General features: G+C 58.8%; 19 protein-coding genes. 9 read left to right on the top strand and 10 right to left on the bottom strand.

Going from position 1 to position 24,357, the window contains the following annotated elements:
- The first annotated feature begins 208 nt into the window (after positions 1 to 208).
- Positions 209 to 853 (top strand): hypothetical protein, encoded by a 645-nt coding sequence (locus ACYVGU_RS05335; protein ID WP_460621209.1) that lies wholly within the window; start codon positions 209 to 211, stop codon positions 851 to 853.
- A gap of 83 nt (positions 854 to 936) precedes the next feature.
- Here the strand turns inward: ACYVGU_RS05335 and ACYVGU_RS05330 are convergent, their stop codons facing one another.
- The gene (locus ACYVGU_RS05330) at positions 937 to 1,917 is read right to left on the bottom strand and encodes an acyl-ACP desaturase (RefSeq protein ID WP_460612091.1); all 981 of its coding nucleotides are present in this window, start codon (positions 1,915 to 1,917) and stop codon (positions 937 to 939) included.
- Between the two features lie 110 nt (positions 1,918 to 2,027).
- Positions 2,028 to 3,668, bottom strand: coding sequence for a hypothetical protein (locus ACYVGU_RS05325; protein WP_460621208.1), 1,641 nt, complete (start codon positions 3,666 to 3,668; stop codon positions 2,028 to 2,030).
- Positions 3,669 to 3,781: 113 nt separating this feature from the next.
- Here ACYVGU_RS05325 and ACYVGU_RS05320 point away from each other — a divergent pair, with 113 nt between their 5' ends.
- Positions 3,782 to 5,467, top strand: a complete 1,686-nt coding sequence (locus ACYVGU_RS05320; protein WP_460621207.1) for an ArnT family glycosyltransferase — start codon at positions 3,782 to 3,784, stop codon at positions 5,465 to 5,467.
- A 38-nt stretch (positions 5,468 to 5,505) separates the two neighbouring features.
- Here the strand turns inward: ACYVGU_RS05320 and ACYVGU_RS05315 are convergent, their stop codons facing one another.
- The gene (locus tag ACYVGU_RS05315; protein WP_460621206.1) at positions 5,506 to 6,315 is read right to left on the bottom strand and encodes a phytanoyl-CoA dioxygenase family protein; all 810 of its coding nucleotides are present in this window, start codon (positions 6,313 to 6,315) and stop codon (positions 5,506 to 5,508) included.
- Positions 6,316 to 6,484: 169 nt separating this feature from the next.
- Here ACYVGU_RS05315 and ACYVGU_RS05310 point away from each other — a divergent pair, with 169 nt between their 5' ends.
- Entirely contained in the window at positions 6,485 to 8,122 is a 1,638-nt protein-coding gene (locus ACYVGU_RS05310; protein ID WP_460621205.1) for a glycosyltransferase family protein, read from the top strand.
- Positions 8,123 to 8,133: 11 nt separating this feature from the next.
- On the opposite strand, the gene ACYVGU_RS05305 is transcribed toward ACYVGU_RS05310, so the two are convergent.
- From ACYVGU_RS05305 to ACYVGU_RS05295, 3 genes are all read right to left on the bottom strand, one after another.
- A complete protein-coding gene (locus tag ACYVGU_RS05305; RefSeq protein WP_460621204.1) occupies positions 8,134 to 9,081 on the bottom strand; it encodes a glycosyltransferase family protein in 948 nt (315 codons plus the stop codon).
- Positions 9,082 to 9,084: 3 nt separating this feature from the next.
- Positions 9,085 to 10,380 (bottom strand): MATE family efflux transporter, encoded by a 1,296-nt coding sequence (locus ACYVGU_RS05300; protein ID WP_460621203.1) that lies wholly within the window; start codon positions 10,378 to 10,380, stop codon positions 9,085 to 9,087.
- A gap of 127 nt (positions 10,381 to 10,507) precedes the next feature.
- Positions 10,508 to 11,524: a hypothetical protein gene (locus tag ACYVGU_RS05295; RefSeq protein WP_460621202.1), complete on the bottom strand. Its 1,017-nt coding sequence runs from the start codon at positions 11,522 to 11,524 to the stop codon at positions 10,508 to 10,510.
- 216 nt (positions 11,525 to 11,740) lie between these two features.
- Between ACYVGU_RS05295 and corA the strand changes: the two genes are divergently transcribed.
- Positions 11,741 to 12,952 (top strand): magnesium and cobalt transport protein CorA, encoded by a 1,212-nt coding sequence (corA, locus tag ACYVGU_RS05290; protein WP_460612099.1) that lies wholly within the window; start codon positions 11,741 to 11,743, stop codon positions 12,950 to 12,952.
- Between the two features lie 74 nt (positions 12,953 to 13,026).
- Here the strand turns inward: corA and ACYVGU_RS05285 are convergent, their stop codons facing one another.
- Complete coding sequence (locus ACYVGU_RS05285) at positions 13,027 to 15,765, bottom strand: hypothetical protein (protein WP_460621201.1); 2,739 nt, start codon at positions 15,763 to 15,765, stop codon at positions 13,027 to 13,029.
- Between the two features lie 130 nt (positions 15,766 to 15,895).
- Between ACYVGU_RS05285 and ACYVGU_RS05280 the strand changes: the two genes are divergently transcribed.
- The gene (locus ACYVGU_RS05280) at positions 15,896 to 17,395 is read left to right on the top strand and encodes an APC family permease (protein WP_460621200.1); all 1,500 of its coding nucleotides are present in this window, start codon (positions 15,896 to 15,898) and stop codon (positions 17,393 to 17,395) included.
- 99 nt (positions 17,396 to 17,494) lie between these two features.
- On the opposite strand, the gene ACYVGU_RS05275 is transcribed toward ACYVGU_RS05280, so the two are convergent.
- Complete coding sequence (locus ACYVGU_RS05275) at positions 17,495 to 18,223, bottom strand: carboxypeptidase-like regulatory domain-containing protein (RefSeq protein WP_460621199.1); 729 nt, start codon at positions 18,221 to 18,223, stop codon at positions 17,495 to 17,497.
- 295 nt (positions 18,224 to 18,518) lie between these two features.
- On the bottom strand, positions 18,519 to 18,923 hold the full coding sequence (locus ACYVGU_RS05270) for a hypothetical protein (RefSeq protein WP_460621198.1): 405 nt from the start codon (positions 18,921 to 18,923) through the stop codon (positions 18,519 to 18,521).
- A gap of 139 nt (positions 18,924 to 19,062) precedes the next feature.
- Here ACYVGU_RS05270 and ACYVGU_RS05265 point away from each other — a divergent pair, with 139 nt between their 5' ends.
- From ACYVGU_RS05265 to ACYVGU_RS05250, 4 genes are all read left to right on the top strand, one after another.
- Positions 19,063 to 20,406 carry an NAD(P)/FAD-dependent oxidoreductase gene (locus ACYVGU_RS05265; protein ID WP_460612104.1) on the top strand — a complete coding sequence of 448 codons (1,344 nt, stop codon included), beginning with the start codon at positions 19,063 to 19,065 and terminating at the stop codon, positions 20,404 to 20,406.
- 56 nt (positions 20,407 to 20,462) lie between these two features.
- The gene (locus ACYVGU_RS05260) at positions 20,463 to 20,693 is read left to right on the top strand and encodes a hypothetical protein (protein WP_460612105.1); all 231 of its coding nucleotides are present in this window, start codon (positions 20,463 to 20,465) and stop codon (positions 20,691 to 20,693) included.
- An 89-nt stretch (positions 20,694 to 20,782) separates the two neighbouring features.
- Complete coding sequence (locus tag ACYVGU_RS05255) at positions 20,783 to 22,162, top strand: 4Fe-4S binding protein (RefSeq protein ID WP_460612106.1); 1,380 nt, start codon at positions 20,783 to 20,785, stop codon at positions 22,160 to 22,162.
- Positions 22,163 to 22,179: 17 nt separating this feature from the next.
- Complete coding sequence (locus tag ACYVGU_RS05250; protein ID WP_460621197.1) at positions 22,180 to 23,319, top strand: formylglycine-generating enzyme family protein; 1,140 nt, start codon at positions 22,180 to 22,182, stop codon at positions 23,317 to 23,319.
- 3 nt (positions 23,320 to 23,322) lie between these two features.
- On the opposite strand, the gene ACYVGU_RS05245 is transcribed toward ACYVGU_RS05250, so the two are convergent.
- Entirely contained in the window at positions 23,323 to 24,324 is a 1,002-nt protein-coding gene (locus ACYVGU_RS05245; protein WP_460621196.1) for an alpha/beta fold hydrolase, read from the bottom strand.
- Positions 24,325 to 24,357: the final 33 nt, after the last annotated feature.

Below are 24,357 nucleotides of genomic sequence, written 5' to 3'. Positions count from 1 at the left end.
AAAAATAGCCGTTTTAGCACTTTGACGGGCCTAATATTTGTCTATACATTGATATGTTAATATATTACTGATCAGTAACCATTTAATGAAATTGCAATAGAAAAAATACAACTCAATGTATCTACATTGCGTTTAAAATGACTGCTTTCTCTCCCGTTGAAATAAAGCCATAGGCTTACTCAGCATATTCCCTAATTCTCTTTCCGTCATGTCTACTTCTTCTATCTCACGCCTGTTGCTGGCTACAACTGCAGTAGCCGCCACGCTTTCCTCCTGCGACTCAACGCGCCAGGTGACAAGCGAAGCTTCTTCTGACACGGTTGTTACAACGCCTACTGTTGATGACAGCGACGTAACTTTTAACCGTGAAATAACGCAGGGCGACCACCGCTTTGTGGTGAAAACGTTCGGCTCGCAGGAGCCCCGTGTAGTGAGCGTACGCTCGTACCGCGGCACAGCTCAAACCATTGACCCACTTCGCCTAGAAGTGAGCGGCGCTGTAACCAACATTGCTTCCGGCGACCTGAACGGCAACGGCAAGCCCGAGCTGTTCATCATGACCGATAACAAGCGCGCCAACGGTGGCCTCTATATTTTTGAGTTTGCCGAGCGGGGTTACACCCCCATTTCGTTCCCGGGCACGCCAGCCGGCACGGCGGGCATTGGCTACACGGGCCAAGACACCTACCAAATCAGTGGCAATAAACTGGTGCGCACATTCCCGGTAACCAGCACTAGCACCGCTGATGCCAGCGCTACGCAGCCCGCTACCCCCAGCACCCGCACCGTTGAGTACACCCTCGACAACACGGGCAAGCTAGTAATGGGCCAGTTAATGGACGCGAAGCCCTAATTGGTTTGCTTACTACCATAAAAAAAGCCCCGGCCACTACTTGGCCGGGGCTTTTTTTATGCTCACGTAACAGAAATTAGCTGCTACTCAATCCACTTAAACTTGTATTCTAATTTCGGAACGGGCATACGGTCGGCTACGCGGCGCAGGCGGTTGGGCAGGGCCATCACGTAGTCGCGTGCTTTTTCAGCAGCGGCGTTCAGACCCGTAATCTGGTCAACTTTCCAGGTAGTAATCAGGCCTTCCAGGATATCGGTGTAGTCCTGGCTGGTGTACACGCCTAGGCGCTGCGCAGCATCGGTGAAGTGGCCGAAGGTTTTGCCCATCTCCACGCCCATCTCGCGCATGTAGTGAGCGGGCATCACAATTTTCTTGCGCATCATGTCCTCGAAAGCCAGCATCATTTCTGATGGGTCTACTTCAAAGATCTTCTCCACAAACGTCTGGTACACGCGGGCGTGGCGGGTTTCGTCGCCGGCAATCATGCCGCAGATTTTTGACAGTTGCGCGTCGCCGGCTTTGCGAGCCAAGGTACCTACGCGGCGGTGCGAGAGGTTGGTAGCCGCTTCCTGGTAGCTGGTGTACACAAACGCCCGATAGGGGTCGTGAGCCGTGCCTAAGTCAAAGCCATCGGCAATGAGATACTGGGTGCTCACCTCAAACTCGCGCATGTTTACGCGGCCGCAGAGGTACAGGTAGCGGTTCAGCAAATCACCGTGGCGGTTTTCCTCGGCGGTCCAGCCCCGGATCCACTGGGCCCAGCCGTTGTTGGGGTCGCGCCCTAGGTCGTCGAGCTGATGAAACCAGGCTTCGTAGTTTGGCAGGGCTTCTTCGGTAATGGTGTCACCGATGAGCACAGCCAGTAAATCGTAGCTTAGTTCTTTGGCCCGCTCGCGCAGCAGTTTTACCTCCGAGAAAAAGTTTTCGTCGCGGGGGTCGGGCAAATAATCGGAGGGCTGCCAGCTGTTTTCTACGCTCTTCAGGAACGTACCCAGGTTTTCTTTCAGGAAGGGCTCAATATGCTGAAGCACTTCCCCACGAGAGGTTACGGAGGCAGTAATCATGGCAAAGGGTGGTGAAGAGAGTAATATAGGAGCTCAAAGGTATATTTTCCATACCCCGCTCAAAGCAGAATAAGTCATTTTGCCCCCTATAAAATTTTGGCCTTGGTTTGCTACAGCGGGAATTCTGTACGCATTTGGTACAGCTGGGCATCGCCGAAACGTCCTATTTCGTTGCGGGGCTTTGGCTCCAGCCACACCCTAGGCGTGTTTGGTTGGGCACGCAACGCCAGTTGGCGGTTAAGAATGGCAGCCCCGGTTGGCGTCAGGAGCCAAATTAAGGTGGGCCGCGTGCTTAGGCGCCGCAAAGCCCCCGTAAAGTCGCGGATGCCAGTGAGGTGCTGCCGCAGGGCCGGTTGCGAAGGATGCAATGTGGGCCAGCCTGCCACCGATAGCAGTTTGCCAGGCGGCAAAACCGCTTCTGCAAACGGCGACTGGGCCTTGTAGCACTGCTCAAATGCATCAGAAACCACTATTGACGTTGCGGTAAGGCCAGCACCTAGCTCCTGCCGCAATTGCATGTTTTGCTCCCGCTCCTGGCTTAATATTGCTTTCCGATGCCACGTTTTGTAGCCATACGGCACCGCCGCTACGCCCAGCACCATTAGCAGCACCCACCCTGCAGAAGTTAGCGCAGTCTTTTTTTCTATTGATTGAAACAGATACGCCAGGTTGCTGAGTGCCCAGAAATCCAGCAAAGGCAGAGCAAGTCGGGGGGGCAGCTTCAAGATTGTACCCAGCCCGAGCAGCAGCCCTAGGTACCCCAGCTGCACCAACCCAAATATGCGGTGCTGCCCCGGCAGCCGTAGGGCCAGGCCTGCTGAAACGGTTAGCAACAGTAGCATCGGAAAATAGTCGCGGGGCACTTGCCTTAGCACAGCCCTACACTTGCTGGGCGCAATGTGCTGCAGAAAATAGCTGGGGCTGGGCAAAGGTGCTACGCGCGCCAGCACCGCTTCATTCACGAGGCTAGAGTCAGCCATCATCCAGTGTTGGGTCGCGGCCAAGGCCAGGCTATCGGAAGCGGTAAGTTGATGGCGTGGCGGAGCCTTCAGCTGAAAATCCTGGAGGTTAGACTTGAGCACATCGAGGCGCCGGAAGGTAGCGGCTGCGGGGCTCCAGGTGAGGTTCAACCACAGTGCGCCCCCTAGGGCCCACGCAGCGGCCAAAACCAGAACTGGCGCAGCCCGGAGCCGCGCCAGCCACCAAGCGCCAGGCACGGCCACCAGCGCCCCGAACACCGCCGCACTAGGCCTGATCAGCCAGGCAAGCGCAAAAGCAACCAGCCCTACCGCCAAAGCCCACCGGGCCGGCGCGCGCTGCGCGGCAAACAAAATGCCGGTACCCGCCAGCAGCAACGGCACCCGCATATAGTTAAACCAGAAGCCATGCTCCAGCCACGCCACCCCAAAGAAAAGCACCAGCAAGCCCCACGTTGGCCATGTACCGATTTTAGGGCTTAGCAGCCGATGGAGCACCGCAAAAAGCAGTACAGTAGCGGCATAAAGCAGTGCGTACAAGGTAAGCGCATACCACGGCACAGCAGGAAAGGCCTGGTACAAGCGGCTCCACACGGCAGCATAGCCATGAAAGTAGAGCTGCAGATCCTCAACGGGCGCTGCGGCCGTATTGCCCCGGAGCAGGGCCACAATGGCCAGGTCGTCGTTGGTTTCGGAGTACACGCCCAGTCCCAATCCGCTCAGCAGTAGTAACAGCAGTAGTAGCAGGAGCAGAGAGAAGCGGCGCAGCATCATGGCCCGCAAGATAAGTAGTTGGGGCGGGTCGGCCGATGCCCTAGTGGGTGCGGCGACCTGCTGACCTCACTCATTATGCCCGTTGAGGCGACTTCACCTCCTATCTTGGCAGCGTGAACCGAATCCTCACCCGCCTTCCCACGCTAGCGCTCTTGCTGGTGGTGCTGCTCACGGTAGCCTACTTCCTGCTGACTCATGAAGGCCTATATGCCCTCGACGATTATTTCTATGCCCGCTACGCGCACCAACTGCTCTCCGGCACCTTCCGCGTAGAGCCCGACCCGCTGGGCTTGCTCCACGACCCGCTGAAAGAACGCCCGCTTATTTTCGGGCCGGTGGCCGTGTTCTTTGCGCTGTTCGGGCTCAACATTTTCAGCGCGACGCTATGGCCCTTGCTGGCCACATTGGGGTGCGCTATTGTTATCTGGCGTTTGTATGGCAGGCAGGAACCGGTAGTGGCCGCTACCGCTATTCTTCTCTTAAACTTACACTACTTCACACTTAACTTAACCAATTATCTCTACCCGGATAACATACTGATGTTTTGGTGCTTATGCACCGCATCAACGCTATTACTAGGTCGAAAGAACTCGCAAACCAGCGCGCGTTGGGGAGCCGGTTTTGCCAGCCTCAACTTCCTGGCGCTGCTCAGCAAAGAGACGATTGTATACTACCTGCCGTTCTATGGCGGCGTGCTGCTACTCGATGTTTGGCACCGGCGGAACGGACGGTTTTGGGGGGTGGCAATGGCGGTGGGCGCTATGCTATTGGCGGCTTATCTGGGCTTCTATCAGTACTACACCCACGATGCGCTTTACCGGGTTCACCTCATCGAAAACACCAACAACTTTCTGAAAGAAGGCAACTATCTGGTTGGCAACCGGGCCGCACTGCTTGCCCGCATCACCTGGCAGCCAGCTGCTTTTCTGGTAGGCACAGGCCTGGGCCTCATGCTGCTGCTAGCCTGCTTCGCGCTGCCAACCCGCCACGAAACCCCGCGCCCGCCTGCTAGCTCCTCTGACCGGCTATACTGGCTGGCGCTGGCGGGCAGCACCTTGCTGCTGTACTGGGTTGGTAGCACCTCGCTCAGCCAGTACAACCCCATCACGCTGCTGCCGCGCATGACCACGCCGCTGCTGCCGCCGCTGGCTTTAGCGGCTGGCTTTGGGCTCAGCTACTTGCTGCGGCAGCACCAGCGCTGGCCCCTGCTGCTGGCTGGAATAGTGCTGTTGGGCATGGCGGCCTGGCTGCGCAACAGTCTTTCGGTGGTGTATGCGCTGCCGGGCCTGTATTTGCTGGTGGTTGGGCTGGCCGTGGGCTGGCGGCGCTGGCCGGTTCTGCTGGCCCCAGGCTCGGCCGGTTTGGCGGCGGCAACCATGGCCGTGCTGGCCGGCACCTTGGCCATCCGCCCGGTGTACTTTATGCAGAAGCCATCTGTATCGGAGCACTTTGCCCAGAACCGCATCATCCGTCAGCACCTCTTGGGGCCGGCCAAAGGGGTAGTGTTTGTCGATGACTATCTGATTGGCAACTATGACTTCTATTATGGCTTTCGAGTACCCCCGGGCCTACAATACCGCCGGTACTGGTCGCGCGACTCGGTGCAGCTAGGCCCGCAGCAACAGGCATGGCTGCTTCTGAACCGAGCTACCCTTTCTAACGACGAGCTTACGCGCAAGCTTATTCGCTACTCTCCCGACTCAGTACTAAGCTGGTTTCCGCACCGGCGCTTGGTAGCTCAGGATGGACGTGTAGAGCTGTACCAGCTTACTACGGAAGGAGCTTCTATTGCCAAGTAATAGGTTACTAGGCTATTCTGAACCTCGAACTGGCAGCACTATTTCTGCCAGAAGCGCATTTCCAGCGAAACGCGGGTTTCGTCCTCATTCAGGTTTACGGCCCCGCCATGCAGCAAGTAGGGCGAAAACAGCAGCACTTCCTGTAGCCCTGGGTTGGGCCGAATTAGGTGCAGCTCGGTGGGGGCGCTGGTTACGGCGGGCACCGTATAGGTAGCGCCGTTATACACGGCCCCGCCCTGCGTGCGGCTGGTGCGGCTTTCGGGCCACCAATGACTGCCGGGCACCAGACTCAGCGAGGACTGTGGCGTACTGCCGCAAACGGGCACGTAAATGTTGATGCAGTCATCGTAGTCGGGCAGCCATACGTCGCGGTGCAGGGGGTTATTATCGGAGCGGCCGGGCCGCACCAGGCGCATATGAAACACCTCTAGTTCTTCAAAGGGGTTGTGGGCCTGCACTGGTCGGCCGCAAAGCTCACTTACGCGGGCCTCGAGCACCGAGGCGGGTACCGGCAATTTCGTCTGTTGAATTTCCTTGAGCTGCCGCACCACCTCTAAGTGCCGAGCCTGATCATGGCCAATCAACTGATGGTACAGGGTCATGGGCATGTGTGAGGGCACCTCCAGGCCGGTAGCTTGCACTGCTTCCCGCACCAGTTCTTCCAGCCCGGCCCGCAACTGTTCCTGCTGCTCAGGCGCCAAGAAGGGCGCTACTACATAGCCCTCAGCCGCCCACGTAGTCCCTGCCGAGAGGTCAATGCTGTGGGCCAGCAGCACCCGATCGTCGGGAGCGTGCGTGTCTCCTTCAATTGAATACTGCACCTCACGCTCATTAATTCTGGCTTTCATATCGAAACATATACTAGCTAAGGAAGAAGCCGCAAGGTAGCCAAAACCGATAAGGCCAAAATACACTGCCGGTCAGCCCAATTTCTTTCGGAACTTGCTGCGGCCTGGGTTGGCGGCTGCTGAGCAGGTAACGGCGCCTTGGGTTTTGTATCATCTGTAGTCTGGTTTCTTGCAACGCACCCATCTGCCTACGCTTACGTTGGTTTTCGTCGGGCTTTTCACGCTCGCGTATTTTTGGTTTACCCACGAGGGCATTTATGATTTCGACGACCACGCCTACGCCCGCTACGCCCATCAGCTGGTAAGCGACACCTTTCAGGTGGCACCGCCTCCCGGCCACGATGACCATAATCCGCTGCACAACCGCTTCCTGGTTTTTGGGCCGGTAGCCTTGCTCTATTCCCTCTTTGGCGTTGGCATAATTTCCACCACGCTTTGGCCGCTGCTGTGCACGCTCGGGGCCCTCGGGCTTATCTGGTTTGCGTACCGGCGTCACGCTCCTGTGGCTGCCAGCGTGGCTATACTTCTGCTTGGCCTCCACTATTTTGCGCTTAATCTAGCAAATTACCTGTACCCTGATAACATTCTCTTATTCTTTGCTTTATCCAGCGCAACAGCCTTAGTAGTAGGCCGGCGCCGTGAGCAGAATTTTCCGGTGGGCTGGGGTATTGGCTTTGCCCTCCTCAGCTTCCTAGCCCTGCTCAGCAAGGAAACCATTGCTTACTACCTCCCCTTCTATACGCTGGTGCTGGTGCGCGACGTATGGTACCGCCGCCACCTCCAGTTCTGGAGTGCCAGTCTGCTAGCGGGCGTTGTATTATTGACCTTATACTTTGCTTTCTATCATCTGGTAGCCCACGACGCGCTATACCCGCTGCACGTGGTAGAGCACACCAATGAAAAGCTCAAGCACCATAACTACTCCCTCGGCCGCTCCGACTTGTGGGCTCGCATCACCTGGCAGCCGCCGGCTATGCTGTTGGGCATAGGGCTGGGCATTGCGGTGTTATTGGCGGTACGAGCCGCCAGCCAATGGCGTCAAAGTCAGGGCAGTGAGGTGCGGTTTTGGGTGGCGCTGGCGGGCACTTCGCTGGCCCTGTACTGGGTAGGCAGCACCTCCCTCACCTACTACAACCCCAATTCATTGCTGCCGCGCATGCTCACGCCCATTCTGCCACCGCTGTGCCTGGCCGCTGGCTTCGGAGCGGAGCAATTCGTCCGGACGGGGCGCGGGGCCGGCTGGCTGGCGCTGGGGCTGCTGGCGGCGGCAGCCTGGCTGCACAATAGCCTTTCGGTACTGTATGGGCTGCCGGGGCTGTACTTGGTGGCGGTGGCGCTGCTTGGTGGCCGATACGCGCTGCGGTTTCCCTGGCTGCGGACGGGCACTACCGGGTTTGCCGGACTTTTCCTGCTAGTACTGGCGTTGAGTTTGAGCATCCGGCCCGCGTATTTCATTACCAAACCCAGCCGCTCGGAGTACTTTGCCCAGCACCGGCTCTTGCAGCGCGAGCTGCGCGGTGCAGCGGGTGGCATTGTGCTGGCCGATGACTTTCTGCTGCGCAACTACGATTTTTCCTACGGCTTTCAGGTGCCTTCCGGGCTGCGGTTTCTGCCCTACGCTGCCTATGACACGCTTCGGCCGGTAGCTGGCCGCCCTACCTGGCTCCTGCTCAACCGCGCTATTCTCAGCAATGATGATTTGGTGCCCAACGTGATTCGCTATACGGCGGATGAGGTGCTGGCGAAGTTCCCAACCCGGCGTCTGGTAGCCCAGGATGGGCGCGTGGCGTTGTACCGGATCCAGTAAGCGTTGCTCTGTTAGCTACGCCAGCGGCTCCAGGCGGTTACTAGCCGATCAAGCAAGGTGAAGTAGCCGGTTTGGCGCAACACCTCCGCAAACTGCAGCGCGTGTGCATGGCTGCCGTGGCGCACGCACTGGCGCATTTCCCAGCGTGCCCGCACGGCCAGCGCCTCCCGCTCGGCGGCAGTGTGGCACAACGCGAAGGCTTTGCGGCAGGTAGCTACCGTAGAATCCAGGTGCGGGTCGTTGGGGCGGTAGGCCGTGCCCGACATGGCCTGCGGGTGCTTCCGCTTTTGGGTAGTTACGGCATCCAGAAACTGAAAATGCCAGTCGCGGGCGGCGCGCACCCAGAAATCAAAGTCTTCATAATACAATGACTCATCGAAACCACCGAGCGCATCGAGGGTAGCGCGGCGCATCAGCATGGTGGGCGTGCTGATGAAATAGCGCCGCAGCACTTCGGCAAACACCTCCCCGGAAGCCGGCTGCGGGAACAGGCGGCCGTTCTCGCGGCGAATGTGGTAGCGCAAGTGCCGACCCTGCTCATCAATCAGCTCGGCATCGGAGTACACTACCCCAACGTGCGGCGGCAACTGTTGGAACAAGGCCACCTGCTGGGTGAGGCGCTCAGGAAGCAGCACATCATCGGTAGCAAAATCAACGACAAACTCCCCCTTAGAACGCCGGTAGCCCAGGTTGAAAGCCCGGCACAGGCCTATATTTTCGGGTAGCAGTTGGAATTGCCAGTGGGGGTAGCGCGCTGCGTATTCCTGCAAAATGGCCGAGCTGCCATCGGTGCTGGCATTATCCAGGAGCACTACTTCGATGTTTGGGTAAGTTTGGTCCAGAATGGAGTCGAGGGCAGTGCGCAGGAAGGGCGCGTGGTTGTAGCAGGTAGCCACAATGCTAACCAGCGGCAGCGGCGAATTGGCAGAAAGCTCAGAAGCAGCGGGGAAACTAGCCATGCATCAGGGGCGCAGATATCCGCGAAAATAAACAGCGCTAGCTACCAGCAGCACCCCAAACCGGGCCGCATGCGCCAGGGGCGCACCTAGCAAGCCGTAGTGGGGCAGCAACACCGCCAGCAGCGCAGCATACAGCACCGCCGAGCCCGCTTGCACTGCTACATACCGGCCCACCTTAGCCTGCGCCATCATCAGAAACAGCAGCGTCCAGGTCAGGAATTTGGCCCAGTCGCCGAGTAACTGGGGCGCCAGCAGGAAGCCGGCTTTGGCGAAGCGCTCATCAAACAGTAGTGGCAGCAGCCAGCCCCGCACCAGCCACAGCGTGCCCAGCCCCACGGCCAGGATAGCTGCTAGGGCACTCAGCACGGTGCGCACCAGCTGGCGCTGCAAGGCCGGTTGGGTGCTTAGCGCGGCTAACCGGGGGTAGTACACGCTGCCCATTACTGCCGAAAACACCATGGTGTAGTTATCAGAAAGCTTGGCCACGGCCTGCCAGAGGTCGGTTTGCGCCAGTCCGAGTTGCCGAATAAGCACTTCGCGCAAGCTGAAGTCAATGCTTTTTCCGAAAAGCAGTACGCTCAAAGCCATTACCAGAAACCGGCCGAGCGTGCGCACAGCCTGACGGCTTACGCGGCCCCGCAAAGGGGGCAGCAGTTTGGCCCGACCCGCCACCACCAGGGCCGGCCCCAGCGTAAGACCTTGGGCCAATAGGTAGGCTAGCAATGCCATCGGGATAGAGGCCTTGCCGGCCAGTACCAGCGCTACTGCAGCCGGCCCCAGCAAACTTAGCAGTACTGTAAGGCCTACATACGCCTGCAGCCGCCCAGCCGCCAGCAACACCGATACCACAAACGCATGCCCGGTAAGCAGCACTAGCCCCAGCAAGAGGCCCAAGGTCCACGCGAAATTCATTTGGAATACGCCTACCAATGGGCCTGGCAGAAGCACCAGGGCCATGGCTCCTAGCAGCAAAGCCCCAGTATTCAGCACCAACCCCGCCCCCAACCAGGCACGGTAACGGCCCGAGCCCGGCCGTAGCGGCGCCAGGTATTTCACCACGCCCACATGAATCCCGTCGTTGGGCAGCGTGGTGAAAAGGGCCATCAGGTTCTGGAAGTGCGCCAGCAGCGTGAGTCCGCCCGGGCCGCCGTACACGGCCAGCAGCTTGTTAAGTAGTAGCGCACCGGCCGCGCGCGCTCCTACTGCCACTCCGGAGCCTACCGATCCGCGCAGGAAGCGCCCTAGTACGGCCGCGCGGGTTTCAGGCTGAGAAGTAGATGGAGCAACAGGAACGGCCATGAGCTGCAAGATAGCACAGGCACCAACGCCGCGCTGACCGCACTAGCCCTTCTGCCAGCTCAAACCTCTCCTGCTTCAATCAGCTACCTCCACTCTAGGCCGTACAAAGGCTCAAACCGAGTGCATATTATCGCAGCTGCTTTTCAAACGTGAGCTTCAGGCTGGGTACCCCACCTAAATGGCGCTTAAACTGCAGCAGCGGCTGGTTGAGGCCCTCGGGCAGCGTGGAGGTTCCTAGGTCGAGCAGGCGCATGTTGCTAGCCTGCCCGAAGGCATGAAGCCCGGCATTCAGCAGAACCATTGGACTAAACATGTTGTAAGCCAGCGGACTAGCCGGATAGAAGTTATACAGCACTTCCTCGTTCACCCGAATGGCCACCGTGAGGGCAGCCCACTCGCCCTGTGCATCGCGCACCGAAAACAGGAAATGGTTATCAGGAAACTCCTGAAACTGCTCTTGTAGCCGCTCCAGGGGCAGCGAAAGGCCCTGCCCTTTTTCAGCCCGGCACCGCTGCAAAAACTCGTAGGCCAGCGGCAGAATCAGGGGTGGCTCCTGCTCAAACCGCAGGCCATGCCGTTCGCACTTTTTAAGCCGCCGCCGTTCTGAGGGGTGCAGGTGCTGTGCAAACTCGCGTTGCAACGGCAGGTGATTGTTTATTTCGGCCAATACCACTTCGTAGCCCAACCGCTGCAGCACCTGCGTAAGCCTGGCACTGGCGGGCGTATCGTAAGCAAACGCGTGAGGCCGTAGCGTGAGGCGGCGAACGCCCCGCTCGGTGAGCTGCCGTTCAACTTCCTGCAGAAAGCTCGTCAACAGCTCAGCCGATACCTGCGAAGCCGCCTGAACGGCCCCGAACGGTGCTTGCCAAGGGCTTCGGCCAAGCTGGCCATCGGCACTCAGAAATACGTGCACTTGCGCCAGCGTAAGGTTGGCTGCGGCGTCTTCCAGAAAGAAATGCAGCCGCTCACCGGGGCTCTGCTGCCGGGCCAAATGAGCCGGCGTGAGGTATAGCCAAGGCGTATACGCTAGGGGCCGGACGGGCAGCGGCGCCAGACCCATCAGGAGCCGTACTCCGTAGAGGTGGGCTGGGTTCGGGCCTGGTAGCGGCACAACAGCGGCAGCAGCATCAGCGGAAGGTAACAACAGCAGGGCAATTAGGCGAAGAGGGGCACGAAAGTACAACGATTTCCAGCGTGGCCGGCTAGGTTTACGGCCCCGAACGCCCTAGGCAGGCAGGTGCCGGAAGGGCACCCACCCCAGGCACTACAGGCTACCCTCGTAATTTACCAGGCCCGGCACAACGCTTTTTAAGCTGAATCCCGTAAACTGCCTCATCTGTTTGGTTACCGCTTTCTACCCATGACTCCCCCTTCCACCTCTTCTGCTCCGCCCCAGGCGCCCTTCGTACCCTTCCCTCCTGACGATGACGAGGAAGGGCCGCTGCATGGGCGCGGCGTTGCTGACCATGACGCCACGCGCCAGGCCCGGGAACAGCAGGTAGGTCAGCGCCCCGGTACCTTGGTTATCCGGGAGGACTCGCTTCCGCCTCGTTTGGTTCTAATTTCCTATAGCGAGACGTTTTTTGAAGAGCGCCAATATGCCAGCTACGATGAGCTGCTAGCCTTTTTCCGCCAACACCCGGAGCTGAAACACTGGATTGACATCCGCGGCTACGACGACTTGGCCATGATGCAGCGCATTCAGGATGACTTTGAAATTCATCCGCTGCAGATGGAAGACGTGCTGGGTGATTACCAGCGGGCCAAGGTGGAGGAAACCACGCACGGCCTGTTTCTGGTGTCGCGCATGACCGAGTTTACCCCTCGCCTCGATATTGACGACGACCAGCTGTCTATTTTCACCGGCGACAACTACGTGCTCACCTTTCAGGACGACTACGAAGACTGTCTGGAATCGGTGCGGGCCCGGTTGCGCTCAGGCCGCAGCTCCATTCGGCGGCGAGTGCCGCTGTACCTGGCCTACGCCCTCACCGACGTGGTACTCGACCACTATTACCCCACCATGGCCGCCATCGGCGACTACTTGGAAACGCTGGAGGAAAGCATCTTTCATGGCCGCCCCGACCGACGCGTGCTCAGCCAGATTCTGCGCATCAAGAAGGATATTGTCCGTTTTCGGCGGCTCGTGTATCCGGAGCGGGAAAAGATTGCCGAGCTGCTTCGGATGTCGGAGGAGGAAGTGCCCGAGGAAATCAAGGTGTTTTTTCAGGACTGCTACGACCACGCCATTCAGGCCCTCGATCTGGCCGAAAGCTACCGGGAAACCGTGAGCAGCCTCGTCGACCTCTACATGTCGGACCAGAGCAACCGCGCCAACGAGGTCATGAAAGTCTTGACCATTATCAGCAGCATTTTTATTCCGCTCAGCTTTGTGGTAGGCCTCTATGGCATGAACTTCCAGCGTGAAACCCCCGACGGACGCATCAACCCCCTCAACATGCCGGAGCTGTATAGTCCATGGGGTTATCCGGTTCTGCTGGGCGTCCTGACACTTATTGTGATAGTGCAGCTCACGTACTTTTACCGAAAAGGCTGGCTCTCCAGGCGTTAAAAAGACAAAAGCCCGAGGCGGTTTGCAGGTTTTACTAGGGTAGTAAACTCCGCGAACCGCCTCGGGCTTTTCAGCTACTGCTCCAAGCGTACATCGGTGCGGCGCAGCTCGTTGGCCACAACCCGGAAAAGGTGATACACATTCGTACTAGGGTCGTGGGTGAGCCCAACCTGGGGCACGGTACTATCGAAGGGCTGGCCCCCAATAAGTCGTGCGCGGGCATCGTAGAGGTACGCCTTGCCCGGCCCAATTTCGGTGAGAGCATATACCTCCCGCACGGCGCCAAAGCTGAAAAACTGCACCGACCGCGGCGCTGAGGTCACGAACGTCTGGCTGAGCACTTGCCGACCTGAGGCGCTAAACAGGGCTAGTCGCCCGCCTTCTTCGCGCACCACTACGTAGCTGCGCTGCTGCTGATCCGGAATAAGCCGAAATACCGAAGTACGGCTCCAGGTGGCTACCCGGCTGCGGGCTACAATATCGCCGCTCAGGGTAAAGCTCACCCGCTCGCCGTGCTGACTGACCACCGTGAGGCGCGTGCGGCGCAAGGTAGAACCGGCCTCTACCAGCACCCCACCTGCTAGCCGCGCCCCCACACTAATCGGGAAGCCGGGGTAGGTACTGCCGCTTTGGTCGAGGGCGTAGATGTAGCCGTTTTCAAGCAACACCACTACCACGTCGCGGCCATCGATGGTAAGGTACTGGGGCGGCGAGGCCAGCCGGAACTCCATTTGCTTGGGCTGCCAGCCGGGGTATGCCCGCCCCCGCGTATCGTAAAGAAACAGGTTGCCGCTAGCGCCCGCCACCAACAGCCGCTGCGGACTTTTGCCGCTGGCCGGCGATACGCTCAAGGACGTAGCCCGCACCGTATCTGGCAGGTTCAGTGGGAAATTTGGCTGCACCTGCCCGCTGTTGTTGTATTGAAATAGTTGGTTGGGGGTAGCCAGCAGAAAGCCTGTTGCGCCCGGCATGCGGTACGGAGAGCTTACCACCGGCCCGGGTAGCGTATCAGACCAGGCTACTACGTTGTCGGGGGTTACGTAGTGCAGCACCTGGGCCGTATCCTGCACCAGTACGCCGGGCAGCTTAGCGCCCGCTACCGTTACCAGCTCCGGCGAGCTGTTGAGAGGCAGTTTGAAATCCAGCACGCTGCCCGTACCGTTCGGATTCTGGGGGCGGGCTACGGCGGGCCCTACCGCCGGATGCCGCAGCACAAACTGCGTGAAGTACTGCGCATCGGGCTCCTGCTCGTTGGCGGCGGGTACCCACTGCAAAGAGATCTGAGGAAAGCGCTTAAACAAGGATTCATTGCGCAGCAGCCCGGCCCGGCGCTCTTCCTGTAAGCCACGCAACAGCAGGTTCCAGCAGTTGCGGGTGTCCATGAGCACGCTCAGGCGGGCCAGCGGCTGGGTTTCCTGCAGAAAGGCTACCTGCGTTGGGGAGCGGGTCCAGACTTCGCCGGCGGCGACATCGGTCAGCCACTGACGCAGCGCAGCTTCGTCATCGCCAAAGGCCACGTAGTTTCCTACCTGCGCTACCACGGGCTGGGCAAACCCTTTAAACATAGGCCCCAGCAGTTGCTGCGGCAGCTCTTGCACACCGGCTTTGTATATCTGGTAAGGCCCCACCCGCACAAACGATGGGCTCTCTCCTACTAGGCGCCGCAGCTGCCCCAACAGAATGCTCAGTCTGGCCGGGGTAGCGGTGTAGGCAATGGCCAGCTTGCCGGGGCGCACCCGCGCCGAGGACGTAGCCAGATAGCATAATGCTACCTCCTGGCTGAGCTGTGCCGTGAGGCTATCGAGCAGTGGCTGCACAGCCGGCGCTAGCGAGTCGGCAGGGGTGGGTGTGGGCCGGGGGCCGCGCAGTACGGCTGCTTTGCCAAGGCCCAGGTGCACCACTAGGGCGGTACGCAGGGGCAACACCTCGGCCATGTGCAGGCGTTGGGCGGGCTGCCCAACCAGGCGTTGGTGCAGGCCGTCGCGGGTGGTTTCGGGGTTAGCGAAGCCCGTGAAGGCTACTTTGTTGCCAGCCAGCCGCATTTCCGTCATTTCGTTGCGGGCCAAGCTGGCAATGGCGGTCATTTCGGAACCTAGCTCTTGCCGGAAAAACACCCCTAGCAGGTGAGGTAGCCGGCGCTGGTTCAGCAGCAACGTGGCATCTACATCGCGCAGCTTAAAGTAGTCGGTGTTCTGAAACTCAGCGGCCACGGTGGGCGCGTCGGGAGTTTGCAGGCGCCTAACTACGGCCTCGACCAACGTGGGGCTGGCGCTCAGCAGCAAATGATTGCGGTAGTTGAGGATGGTAACGCCTTCACCGCCTTCCCGGGGCCGTACCTCGGTAAGTACCTGGTCCAGAAACTCGCGGGTGGTTACCTGAAAGCTGCCGCTTCGGCCCAGCCCTTCCAGCAGGCTGCGCACTTGCCGGTATTCGCGCACACTGCCAATAGGCACCTGAAACAGTACATCAAACCGACCCGGCCCCATCACGTGCAGGGAGGTTAAGACCCGCTTTCGGCCTAGGAAACGCAGCACCACGTTGCGCCCGCCCGTGAGGCTATCGGCCATGACGAGGTTGTCCTCAACTTGCTGGAAGTAGCGCACGGCCGTGAGGTTGTCCCAGAGCTGGGTTTCCTTCAGATGCCGCACCAGCGTGGTATGGTCGCGCGTGACGGCCACCAGCACGGCATTATCCGGAACCAACGACCAGGGGTCAACGGGCACGCGCGCCACGGTGCGGCGGTAGTACACATACGAGCCCAGGGCAGTTAGCAGCAACAGACCCGTTAAAAATACCAGTACTCGTTGCGACATGCAGAAACCAAAGGTGGGCGGGCAAAAATAGGGATTCGGGCGGGAGTAGACGAAGTAGCTGTACGGTAAAGCCCAGGTTTGGAAGCCAGTTTTCTATCTTCCGGCCTGAAACACTTCCTACTCTTCCTGTATGTCTGAGAAACAAGGCCAATTTCAGCGGGCCATTACGCTGTTTGATGCCGTCATGATTGTGACGGGGAGCATGATTGGCTCCGGCATTTTTATCGTTTCCGCCGACATTGCGCGGCAGGTTGGCTCCAGTGGCTGGCTGCTGGTGGTGTGGCTGCTGACCGGCGTAATTACCATGGCGGGGGCCATCAGTTACGGCGAGCTAGCTTCCATGTTCCCGAAAGTAGGCGGCCAGTACGTGTATCTGCGCGAGGCCTATAACAAACTCGTGGCCTTCCTCTATGGCTGGTCGTTGTTTCTGGTCATCCAGACGGGGGTTATTGCTGCCGTAGCCGTAGCGTTTGCCAAGTTTACCGGTGTACTCATGCCGTGGTTCAGCGTGAAGAACGTGCTCTTCAAGGCAGAGCCTATCTCCTTGCCCGGCATCGGCAGCTACACCTTTGAGTTCAGCAGCGTGCAGCTGCTAGCCATTATCCTCATCATCGGCATCACGGCCATCAACGCCAGGGGCGTGCGGGCCGGTAAGCTGATTCAGAACGTGCTGGGCTCCACGAAGCTGGTGGCGCTGGCCTTGCTTATTCTGGGCGGCCTTACCCTGGGCCTGAATGCCGAGGCGGTGCAGGCCAACTTCCAGGATATGTGGACGGCGGTGCGCCACCCGGCACCTGGCATGTCCTTTTCTCCGATGCCCCTGAGCATGTCGGGGCTGGTAGTAGCCATTGGGATGGCCATGACGGGCTCCTTGTTTTCCTCTGACTCCTGGAACAACATTGGCTTTGCCGGAGAAGAAATTGTAAACCCCGAGCGGACCTTGGTGCGCAGTATGGCCCTAGGCACGGCCATCGTAACGGCCCTGTACATCCTCTCCAACATCGTGTACCTGCTGGTGCTGCCGCTCGCTGGCTCACCCGATGCTACTACCCTAGCGGGCCGGGGCATCATGTATGCCACCGATGACCGGGTAGCAACCGCCGTGGCCGAGCATGTGCTCGGGCCCGCTGGCGCCATTGTGCTGGCCGTGCTGATTATGCTGAGCACCTTTGGGGCGAATAACGGCATCATTCTTTCCGGTGCCCGCGCTTATTATGCTATGGCGAAGGACGGGTTGTTTTTCCGGGGACTTGCGCGCCTAAATGCCGCTGGTGTACCCAGCCGGGCGCTGTGGGCGCAGTGCCTCTGGGCTAGCCTGCTGTGCCTTTCGGGCTCATATGGAGAGTTGCTGAACTACGTTATGTTCTCGGTAATCCTGTTTTACGTCATCACCATCATCGGCATTTTTGTGCTGCGCCGCACGCGCCCCGAGGCGCCTCGCCCGTACCGGGCCTGGGGCTACCCCGTGCTGCCAGGCATTTATGTAGTGCTGGCCCTAACGTTCTGCGTTATTCTGCTGGTAGCGCCCGATACCGCCAAGTACTCGCGGGGCGGGCTGCTGCTCGTGGCCCTGGGCTTACCGGTGTACTTCCTGTTTCGCAAGCGTTTCGCTGATAATGCTCCCGACTAGGGCATAAAACAGCACAAACCCAAAAAAGCCCCGCTGAAACTATTTCAGCGGGGCTTTTTTGGGTTTACGGCTTAACCAAACCTGGCGACTTAACCAGCCCTAGCGACGACGACGCTTGGCGCCTTCGCGCGGAACCAGCGTTACGTTTTGCGTATGCACGTTGCGGGTGCGCAGTTCCTGGTCTTCGTAGCCGCCGTAGCCATACACCAGCGTGTTGTCGCCGGCGGGTAGCTCGAGGCTGTAGTTGCCGTTGGCATCGGTGCCGGTTGCTTTGCGCGAGCCTTTCAGCATAACCGTAGCGCCGGCCAGCGGACGGCCGTTTTCGTCTAGGATGCGGCCCGAAACGGTTACGTTGGCGGGCGCGGCTTCCACGGCGGCCGGAGCCTCGGGTACTGCCTCTACGGCCACGGGCGCAGCCACGGCTTCCTGCTGCTCATTGGCAGGAGCAGCGGGCCCACCGGTTGGGCTCTTAGCCGCTGCCGCCTTAGCCGCTGCGGCCTTGGCAGCTGCCGAGAGCTTCTCTTTGTCGTCTTGGGTGGTTTTGTCCTCGTCTTCCTCCTGGTCAGCGGCCGCTTCTTTCGGCGCTTCCTCTTTAATGCGGGTGCCCGTTACGGTAGCTTCGCCCAGCTCCATAATGGGCATAGCGTTAGCAATACGGCGAGTAGTTTGGGCGGGCAGCAGCACGTAGCCCAGGATAACCAACGCCAAAATAGCGCCGACAATAAGGGCCAGGCGGCTGTTGCCGGAGGAAAGCTCTTCTTCCTCGCTGATTAGCTCCTGAGCTGCTTGATCTTGGTCTTCAATAGGGGTAGTAGTGTTGGCATCCATACCGGGTTTGATTAAAAAAAGAGCAGAGTGGGAATTGCACCACCGAAACCTGCCAAAGCACCTTCAACCGGAGTTCAAAAGGCCACAAAAACAGCATCGGCCCTTAAAGATAAAAGCAAAATCTGCCACTAACCTAATTTCAATTTCTTCTTTCTGGAATTTGTTTTCTTGCCAATTAGGCATTCTAATGCACTTTTTCAGGTACATTCTGCAACCAAACGCCCGTCAGGTTCCCATTACTGGAACCTGACGGGCGTTTGCGGTAAGCTGGGGTATACTACTGGCTGGTCGGGGCTTACTCCTGCACTGGGGTAGCCGGCCCGCTAGGGGCCGATTCGCCGAACTCCTGGTCACGGGTCCGGAGCTTGTAATCCAGTTCATAGCTTCCTTCGGTTTCAAAGCCGGGGCCGCTGGCCTGCTCGCCTGCTTCGTGGTGCTCGTTGCCGCCCTGCGGCACGCCTTCGGCTCCATTAATGTGCAGGTTCTCGAGCTGATCTTTCTGGTCGGAGCGCTGGGTGTAGCCGCGGGCCCCAGTGTGGCGAAACGCCGTCGGGTCGTTGGCTTCCTTGCCGTTGCTCATCATCTTTTTAAACTCTTTCTCCTTTTCCTGCTCTTCGTTATAAGGAGTTACGTTCGCGGTATTTTCCGCCAGGTTCTGGTTTTCATTATCGTTATCGACTTCGTTTTGCGGCGTTATCATGCAAGGGTCAGTTTAAGTGGTGGATACTATACCTGTACGGCTGCTGCTACCCGAGGTTGGAGTTCTGAGCCAGCCAGAACCACTTCCGGACTTACGGCGTAGCTTTGGCGAGCTACCCGCTTTTTATAATTCTGCTTTCATGCATCTGGTCATCATCGGCAACGGCATCACGGGCGTTACGTGCGCCCTCACGGCCCGGCGTCTGCACCCCGAAGCCCGCATTACGCTGGTATCGGAGGAAAGCCCGCACCATATCTCCCGGCCCGCCCTGATGTACGTGTACCTAGGCCACATGCGCCTCCAGGATATCAAGCCCTACGAAGACTGGTTCTGGCAAGAAAACCGCCTGGAGCTGGTGCACGCCACGGCCACTAGCTTTGTGCCGGAGCAAAAGACGGTTCAGCTCAGTACGGGGGCTAGTATCCTGTACGACAAGCTGCTGCTGGCTACGGGCTCCGTGGGTCGGCGTGCCGCTTGGCCAGGGCAGGACTTGGCCGGGGTGCAGGGCCTAGTAACGCTGCCTGATCTGGAACGGATGACGCGCGAAACCCATGGCGTGCGGCAGGCGGTGGTAGTAGGTGGTGGCCTGATTGGTGTGGAGCTGGCCGAGATGCTGAGCGCCAAAGGCATAGAAGTTACGCTACTGGTGCGCGACACGCATTACTGGGGCTCGGTGCTGCCGCCCGAGGAAGCCGCGCTCGTGCATCGGCAGTTGCGGGCGCATCATATCCAGGTGCACTATACTACTGAGCTAGCTGAAATACTGCCGGATGCGGCCGGCCGCGTGCGGGCCATACGTACCACTGCGGGCCAGGAAATGGCGTGTCAGTGGGTGGGGCTTTCCGTGGGGGTTGAGCCGAATGTGACCCTAGCGCGCACGGGCGGCGTGGAAACCGACCGGGGCATTCTGGTAGATGAGTTGCTGCAAACCAACCAGCCGGATGTGTTCGCCGCCGGCGACTGTGCCCAGCACCGCTTTCTGCCGGCAGGCGAAGCAGCCGTGGAGCAGCTCTGGTACACCGGCCGCCACCAAGGCGAAACGGTGGCACACACCATCTGCGGGCAGCCTACCCCCTACCAGCGCGGCCCCTGGTACAACTCGGCTAAGTTTTTCGACCTCGAATTCCAGACCTATGGCCGCGTGCCGCCGCAACTGCCTACGGGTGAACACACATTCTGCTGGCAACACCCCAACGGCCAGCACCTATTGCGCCTGAATTTTAAGGCCGATGCTAGCCTGGCCGTAACGGGCATGAATGCCTTGGGCCTGCGTCAGCGCCACGACGTATGGGACCAGTGGTTGCGCGCCCAAACACCCGTAACCACCGTGCTGGCTCAGCTGGGCGCCGCCAACTTCGACCCCGAGTTTTTCCGAACCTACGAAGCGGCTATTGTGGTAGCCTTCAACCAGCAGTTTCCGCAGCACCAGGTAGTGTTGCGTCGCCGCAAAGGGTTGTTTTCTTTCCGCGCCCTGAACTCCTGACCGCCCGTTGGGTTTGGTGTATCTTTCGGCCTAGGCTTTTCTATTTCTTGCTCCGCATGGATTTTTCTAAACTTTATCGGCCCAGCGCCCTCAACAGCTTTCAGTACATAGCCCTAGTGGGCGCTGTCATGAGTGGGGCCGCGCAACTAATTATCAGTCTGCTGAAACAGCCTCAGCCCGAGGGCTACAACTGGCTGTACCTGTGCTGGCTGGGCCTCTACATTTTCGGCTCGTTGCTGAACCTGTTTGGCAAGCCCCAGGATCCGCACCAGCACCACCATCACTAGGCTTCTCAACCTGCCCAACCGCCGTAGGCTATTGCCGGAATTCGTTCTGCTTGGCTTACCTCTCTGCCCTTTCCTGCTCTCGCTACTGTATGCTGACTCGTACTCTTGCTCCATCGGAAGCGGCGCCGCTTACTCCGGTATCAGCCGCTGAAAAGCTGCTCCTGACCCTGGTGGGCCTGGGGTTGCTGCTGTTGCTACCTGTGGCGTTTGATGCCGATGCCGTGCGGGCCCGGTTGTGCTTTTACGCGGCCCTAGGGTTGCTCAGTGCCGGAACCCTGGGCTGGGCCGCGTTCAAGTTTGGCCGACAGCCCGCCGGAGTGCGCCAGGATAACCTGTGGCTACGCTCCAGCACCGGCCGTGGCGCGCTGGCCTGGCTGACGGCGGTAGTACTCACGGGGTTTTATGTGGTGCTGTACTGGTTTAGCTCCGACGATGGCCAGGGCAACTTCGGCCCACTCAACCAGCTAGTACACGCCCTCGACCCCGCCAGCCACGCCCTGCGCCACCGCCCCTCCGACCAGTGGTTTCTCTACGGCACCTTCTACACGCTGGCTGTGCTAGTAATGGGCGGCCGCGCCCTCTGGAAATACCGCCACTCCCCTTACCACCGCATCCGAACGGTATCGGTGATGTTTTTCCAGCTGGGGTTTGCCTTTCTGCTGCCCGGCTTACTACTAGCCCTGCAAAAACCCGAATACTACTTCAGCTACTTCTGGCCCCTGAAATACGATTATCTGTTTCCGGGCACCGTCAGCTATTTGCTGAAAGATGGCGGACCTGGGCTGGGCGTGTTCATGGTGTTCTGGGGCGCGGTCATGTCGTTTGTGGCCACGCCGATACTCACTTACTTCTACGGCAAGCGCTGGTACTGCTCGTGGGTGTGCGGCTGCGGCGGCCTGGCCGAAACTGCCGGCGACCCTTACCGGCATCTTTCCGATAAAAGCCGCAACGCTTGGCGCTGGGAAGTTCGGCTTATCTACCCCATTTTGGTGTTTATTGTGCTGCTCACGGCGCTGCTGTGGCTGGGAGCTTCGGGTGCGGCGCCGTTTCTGCAACCCATTACCGAGCCCCTTTCGCGCTTTTATGGCTTTGCTATTGGCTCCGTTTTTTCGGGAGTGATTGGCGTGGGCTTCTACCCCCTGCTAGGTAACCGGGTGTGGTGCCGCTTTGGGTGCCCCATGGCAGCCTACCTAGGCCTGCTGCAAAAGCACTTTTCTCGCTTCCGGATTACTACCAATGGCGGCCAGTGCATTTCCTGTGGTAACTGCTCTAACGCCTGCGAAATGGGTATTGATGTAAAGCAATATGCGCAGCGCGGCGAGCCCATCATTCGGGCGGCGTGCGTGGGCTGCGGCGTGTGCAGCACCGTCTGCCCCCGGGGCGTACTCAACCTCGAAAACGGCCCGCAGGACGGCCGCTACCAAGGCTCGCAGCTTATTTCGGCCGAAAGCCTACGGATTTTAAGTTAAACCCGTAGTTTTCGCTTATGCGAATTTTGCTTTCCTATACCTTCTCATTGCTGATCACTGGGTTAGTAGTGAGCTGCGTAGCAGTGTCGCCCTCCAGTAACATGCCAGGCCGCTATAGCCCCGACACGGGCTTAGCTATTATTGGCCAAGGACTTACCGCTTGGCCCGATGAAGAGTTGCAACCCCTTCCACCGGGCCCCATTGATATAGAAGGCCCTCTCCAGCGCGCCTACAAAGGTCTACCTGACTTTCAGGTAGTTAAAATGGCTGCATGTCGGTTTACTACCAAGGATACCCTAGCCCGTTTACAGGCTAGCGCTAAAGCCTTGCCTAGTAATACGTTGCTCGCCCCAGGCAATGTACTGCTGGCAGGCGTGGCGTTTCGGCCAGATGAGGCAGAAGTAAGCAACCTAGCCTGGCAACAGTTCATTCGTCGGTTAGAATTTGAGGGAAAAGCAGCGCTAGCAGCACAAATGTGGCCCAGCAAATCGGCCTTACCAGTACCGGACTACTTCCTTAATCCCTTCTATCATTTTTACCCGGTGGTTGGCATCAGCTACGAGCAGGTGCAGGCATACTGCAAGTGGCGAAGCAACCAAGTTACTACTGCCTATTGGCAAGGCCAGCCCAACCGCGCCAATACATTACCAGATACCTTGGCCACCGATTATGTGCGCGTGACTTACCGGCTTCCTACTGAGGCCGAATGGGAATATGCAGCCGGTGCGGTTTCGGGACAGCCCTTTGGCACTACATGCTTGGAACAGAATGTTCAGGTGAATCCTAACGCGGCCTTATACTTAAAAACCCGGTCTCGGAGCCCTGAGTCGGTGCAGCAGATTAAAAAGGATATTCAGGTATTTAATCGTAGAAAACCGCTACTTCCTACTATTCAGCACCGAGACTTAACCGCTCCTTACTTCCTTGCAGCGCCCACTCCCGTTTATGTTTATTCCTATGCGGCCTCTCTGTTTGGCCTCTTTCATCAACTTGGCAACGCTGCGGAAATGGTGCAAGAGCCCGGAGTCACAAAAGGCGGCAGCTACCTTGATTCGCTGGAAGCCTGTACCATTAAAGCGCGCGGCACTTACAGCGGCCCAGCGCCTACTATTGGCTTTCGGTGCGTGAGTGAAGTAGCATACCCCAATCGGAAGTAGCTCTTACTTCAGGAACGCCAGCAGCGCCGCCTGAAACTTGGCGGGTGCCTCCAGGTGCGGAATGTGGCCTACACCGGCTAGTGGAACCAGTTTAGCACCTTTTATTTGCGCGGCGGTGCGGCGGCCCAGCTCCGGGTACTGGCCCATTTTAGCGAGCACCGCAGGGTCCTTAATCAGTCCTTTGCCCACCACGGTGCGGTCGTCCTGCCCGATGATGAGCAGCGTGGGTACTGCCACTCGGCTAAACTCGTAGCTCACTGGCTGCTGGTAAATCATATGAAACGTGAGGGCGTTGGCGCGGGCAACCTTCGGAAAGTCGGGGTGGCGGGTTTGGGCGGCCAGGGGCAGCAGCCACTCGTCGTGGGCTTTGGGGTAGCCGTGGGGGTAGTATGTGGCGTGGTACTTCCGGATGCTTTCTTCAGAGCTTTTCAGCTCGGCGGCTTCGGTTTGGGCAACCGTTTGGAAGGGCACACCCAGGCGGTAATCTTCCAGCCCAATGGGGTTTTCGAGCACCAGCTTTTCTGTGATTTCTGGGTACAGCAAGGCGAACCGCGTGGCCAGCATGCCGCCCATGCTGTGGCCTACAATCACGGCCTTTTTTACGCCCAGCGTATCTAGCAGGCGTTTGGTGTTGTGGGCCAGCTGGTGAAACGAATACTGAATTACTGGCTTATCTGACTTGCCAAAGCCAATCTGGTCGGGTACTACAACCCGAAATCCGGCTGCCGCCAGGGCCTTGATGGTTTCGCGCCAGTAAGCCCCGAAGAAGTTTTTGCCGTGCAGTAACACCACGGTGCGGCCGTTGGCGTTGCGGCCGGCCGCTACCTCCATATACGCCATGCGCACCGGCTGGCTTTCCAGAGAAAGCGACAAATACTTTACCGGATACGGGTACTCGTAGCCCTCGAGAGTAGCGTTCAAGGAAGCGGGCACTGCGGTTTGAGCCTGTGCAGTGGAAGCCAGTAGCACCAGGGTGATTACTAGGCCGAACAAGAATTTGGACATAGGGAAAGAGTTGGTAGGCCTGCGCTCAGTACC

Source organism: Hymenobacter tenuis (assembly GCF_054780495.1).
Note: the sequence above shows the minus strand (reverse complement) of the source record. Positions and strands in the feature narration are given on the sequence as shown.

Coding starts and splice junctions, on each gene's coding strand:
- ACYVGU_RS05335 (WP_460621209.1), top strand. CDS start 209: ATGTCTACTTCTTCTATCTCACGCCTGTTGCTGGCTACAACTGCAGTA.
- ACYVGU_RS05330 (WP_460612091.1), bottom strand. CDS start 1,917: ATGATTACTGCCTCCGTAACCTCTCGTGGGGAAGTGCTTCAGCATATT.
- ACYVGU_RS05325 (WP_460621208.1), bottom strand. CDS start 3,668: ATGATGCTGCGCCGCTTCTCTCTGCTCCTGCTACTACTGCTGTTACTA.
- ACYVGU_RS05315 (WP_460621206.1), bottom strand. CDS start 6,315: ATGAAAGCCAGAATTAATGAGCGTGAGGTGCAGTATTCAATTGAAGGA.
- ACYVGU_RS05305 (WP_460621204.1), bottom strand. CDS start 9,081: ATGGCTAGTTTCCCCGCTGCTTCTGAGCTTTCTGCCAATTCGCCGCTG.
- ACYVGU_RS05300 (WP_460621203.1), bottom strand. CDS start 10,380: ATGGCCGTTCCTGTTGCTCCATCTACTTCTCAGCCTGAAACCCGCGCG.
- corA (WP_460612099.1), top strand. CDS start 11,741: ATGACTCCCCCTTCCACCTCTTCTGCTCCGCCCCAGGCGCCCTTCGTA.
- ACYVGU_RS05285 (WP_460621201.1), bottom strand. CDS start 15,765: ATGTCGCAACGAGTACTGGTATTTTTAACGGGTCTGTTGCTGCTAACT.
- ACYVGU_RS05280 (WP_460621200.1), top strand. CDS start 15,896: ATGTCTGAGAAACAAGGCCAATTTCAGCGGGCCATTACGCTGTTTGAT.
- ACYVGU_RS05275 (WP_460621199.1), bottom strand. CDS start 18,223: ATGGATGCCAACACTACTACCCCTATTGAAGACCAAGATCAAGCAGCT.
- ACYVGU_RS05270 (WP_460621198.1), bottom strand. CDS start 18,923: ATGATAACGCCGCAAAACGAAGTCGATAACGATAATGAAAACCAGAAC.
- ACYVGU_RS05265 (WP_460612104.1), top strand. CDS start 19,063: ATGCATCTGGTCATCATCGGCAACGGCATCACGGGCGTTACGTGCGCC.
- ACYVGU_RS05260 (WP_460612105.1), top strand. CDS start 20,463: ATGGATTTTTCTAAACTTTATCGGCCCAGCGCCCTCAACAGCTTTCAG.
- ACYVGU_RS05255 (WP_460612106.1), top strand. CDS start 20,783: ATGCTGACTCGTACTCTTGCTCCATCGGAAGCGGCGCCGCTTACTCCG.
- ACYVGU_RS05250 (WP_460621197.1), top strand. CDS start 22,180: ATGCGAATTTTGCTTTCCTATACCTTCTCATTGCTGATCACTGGGTTA.
- ACYVGU_RS05245 (WP_460621196.1), bottom strand. CDS start 24,324: ATGTCCAAATTCTTGTTCGGCCTAGTAATCACCCTGGTGCTACTGGCT.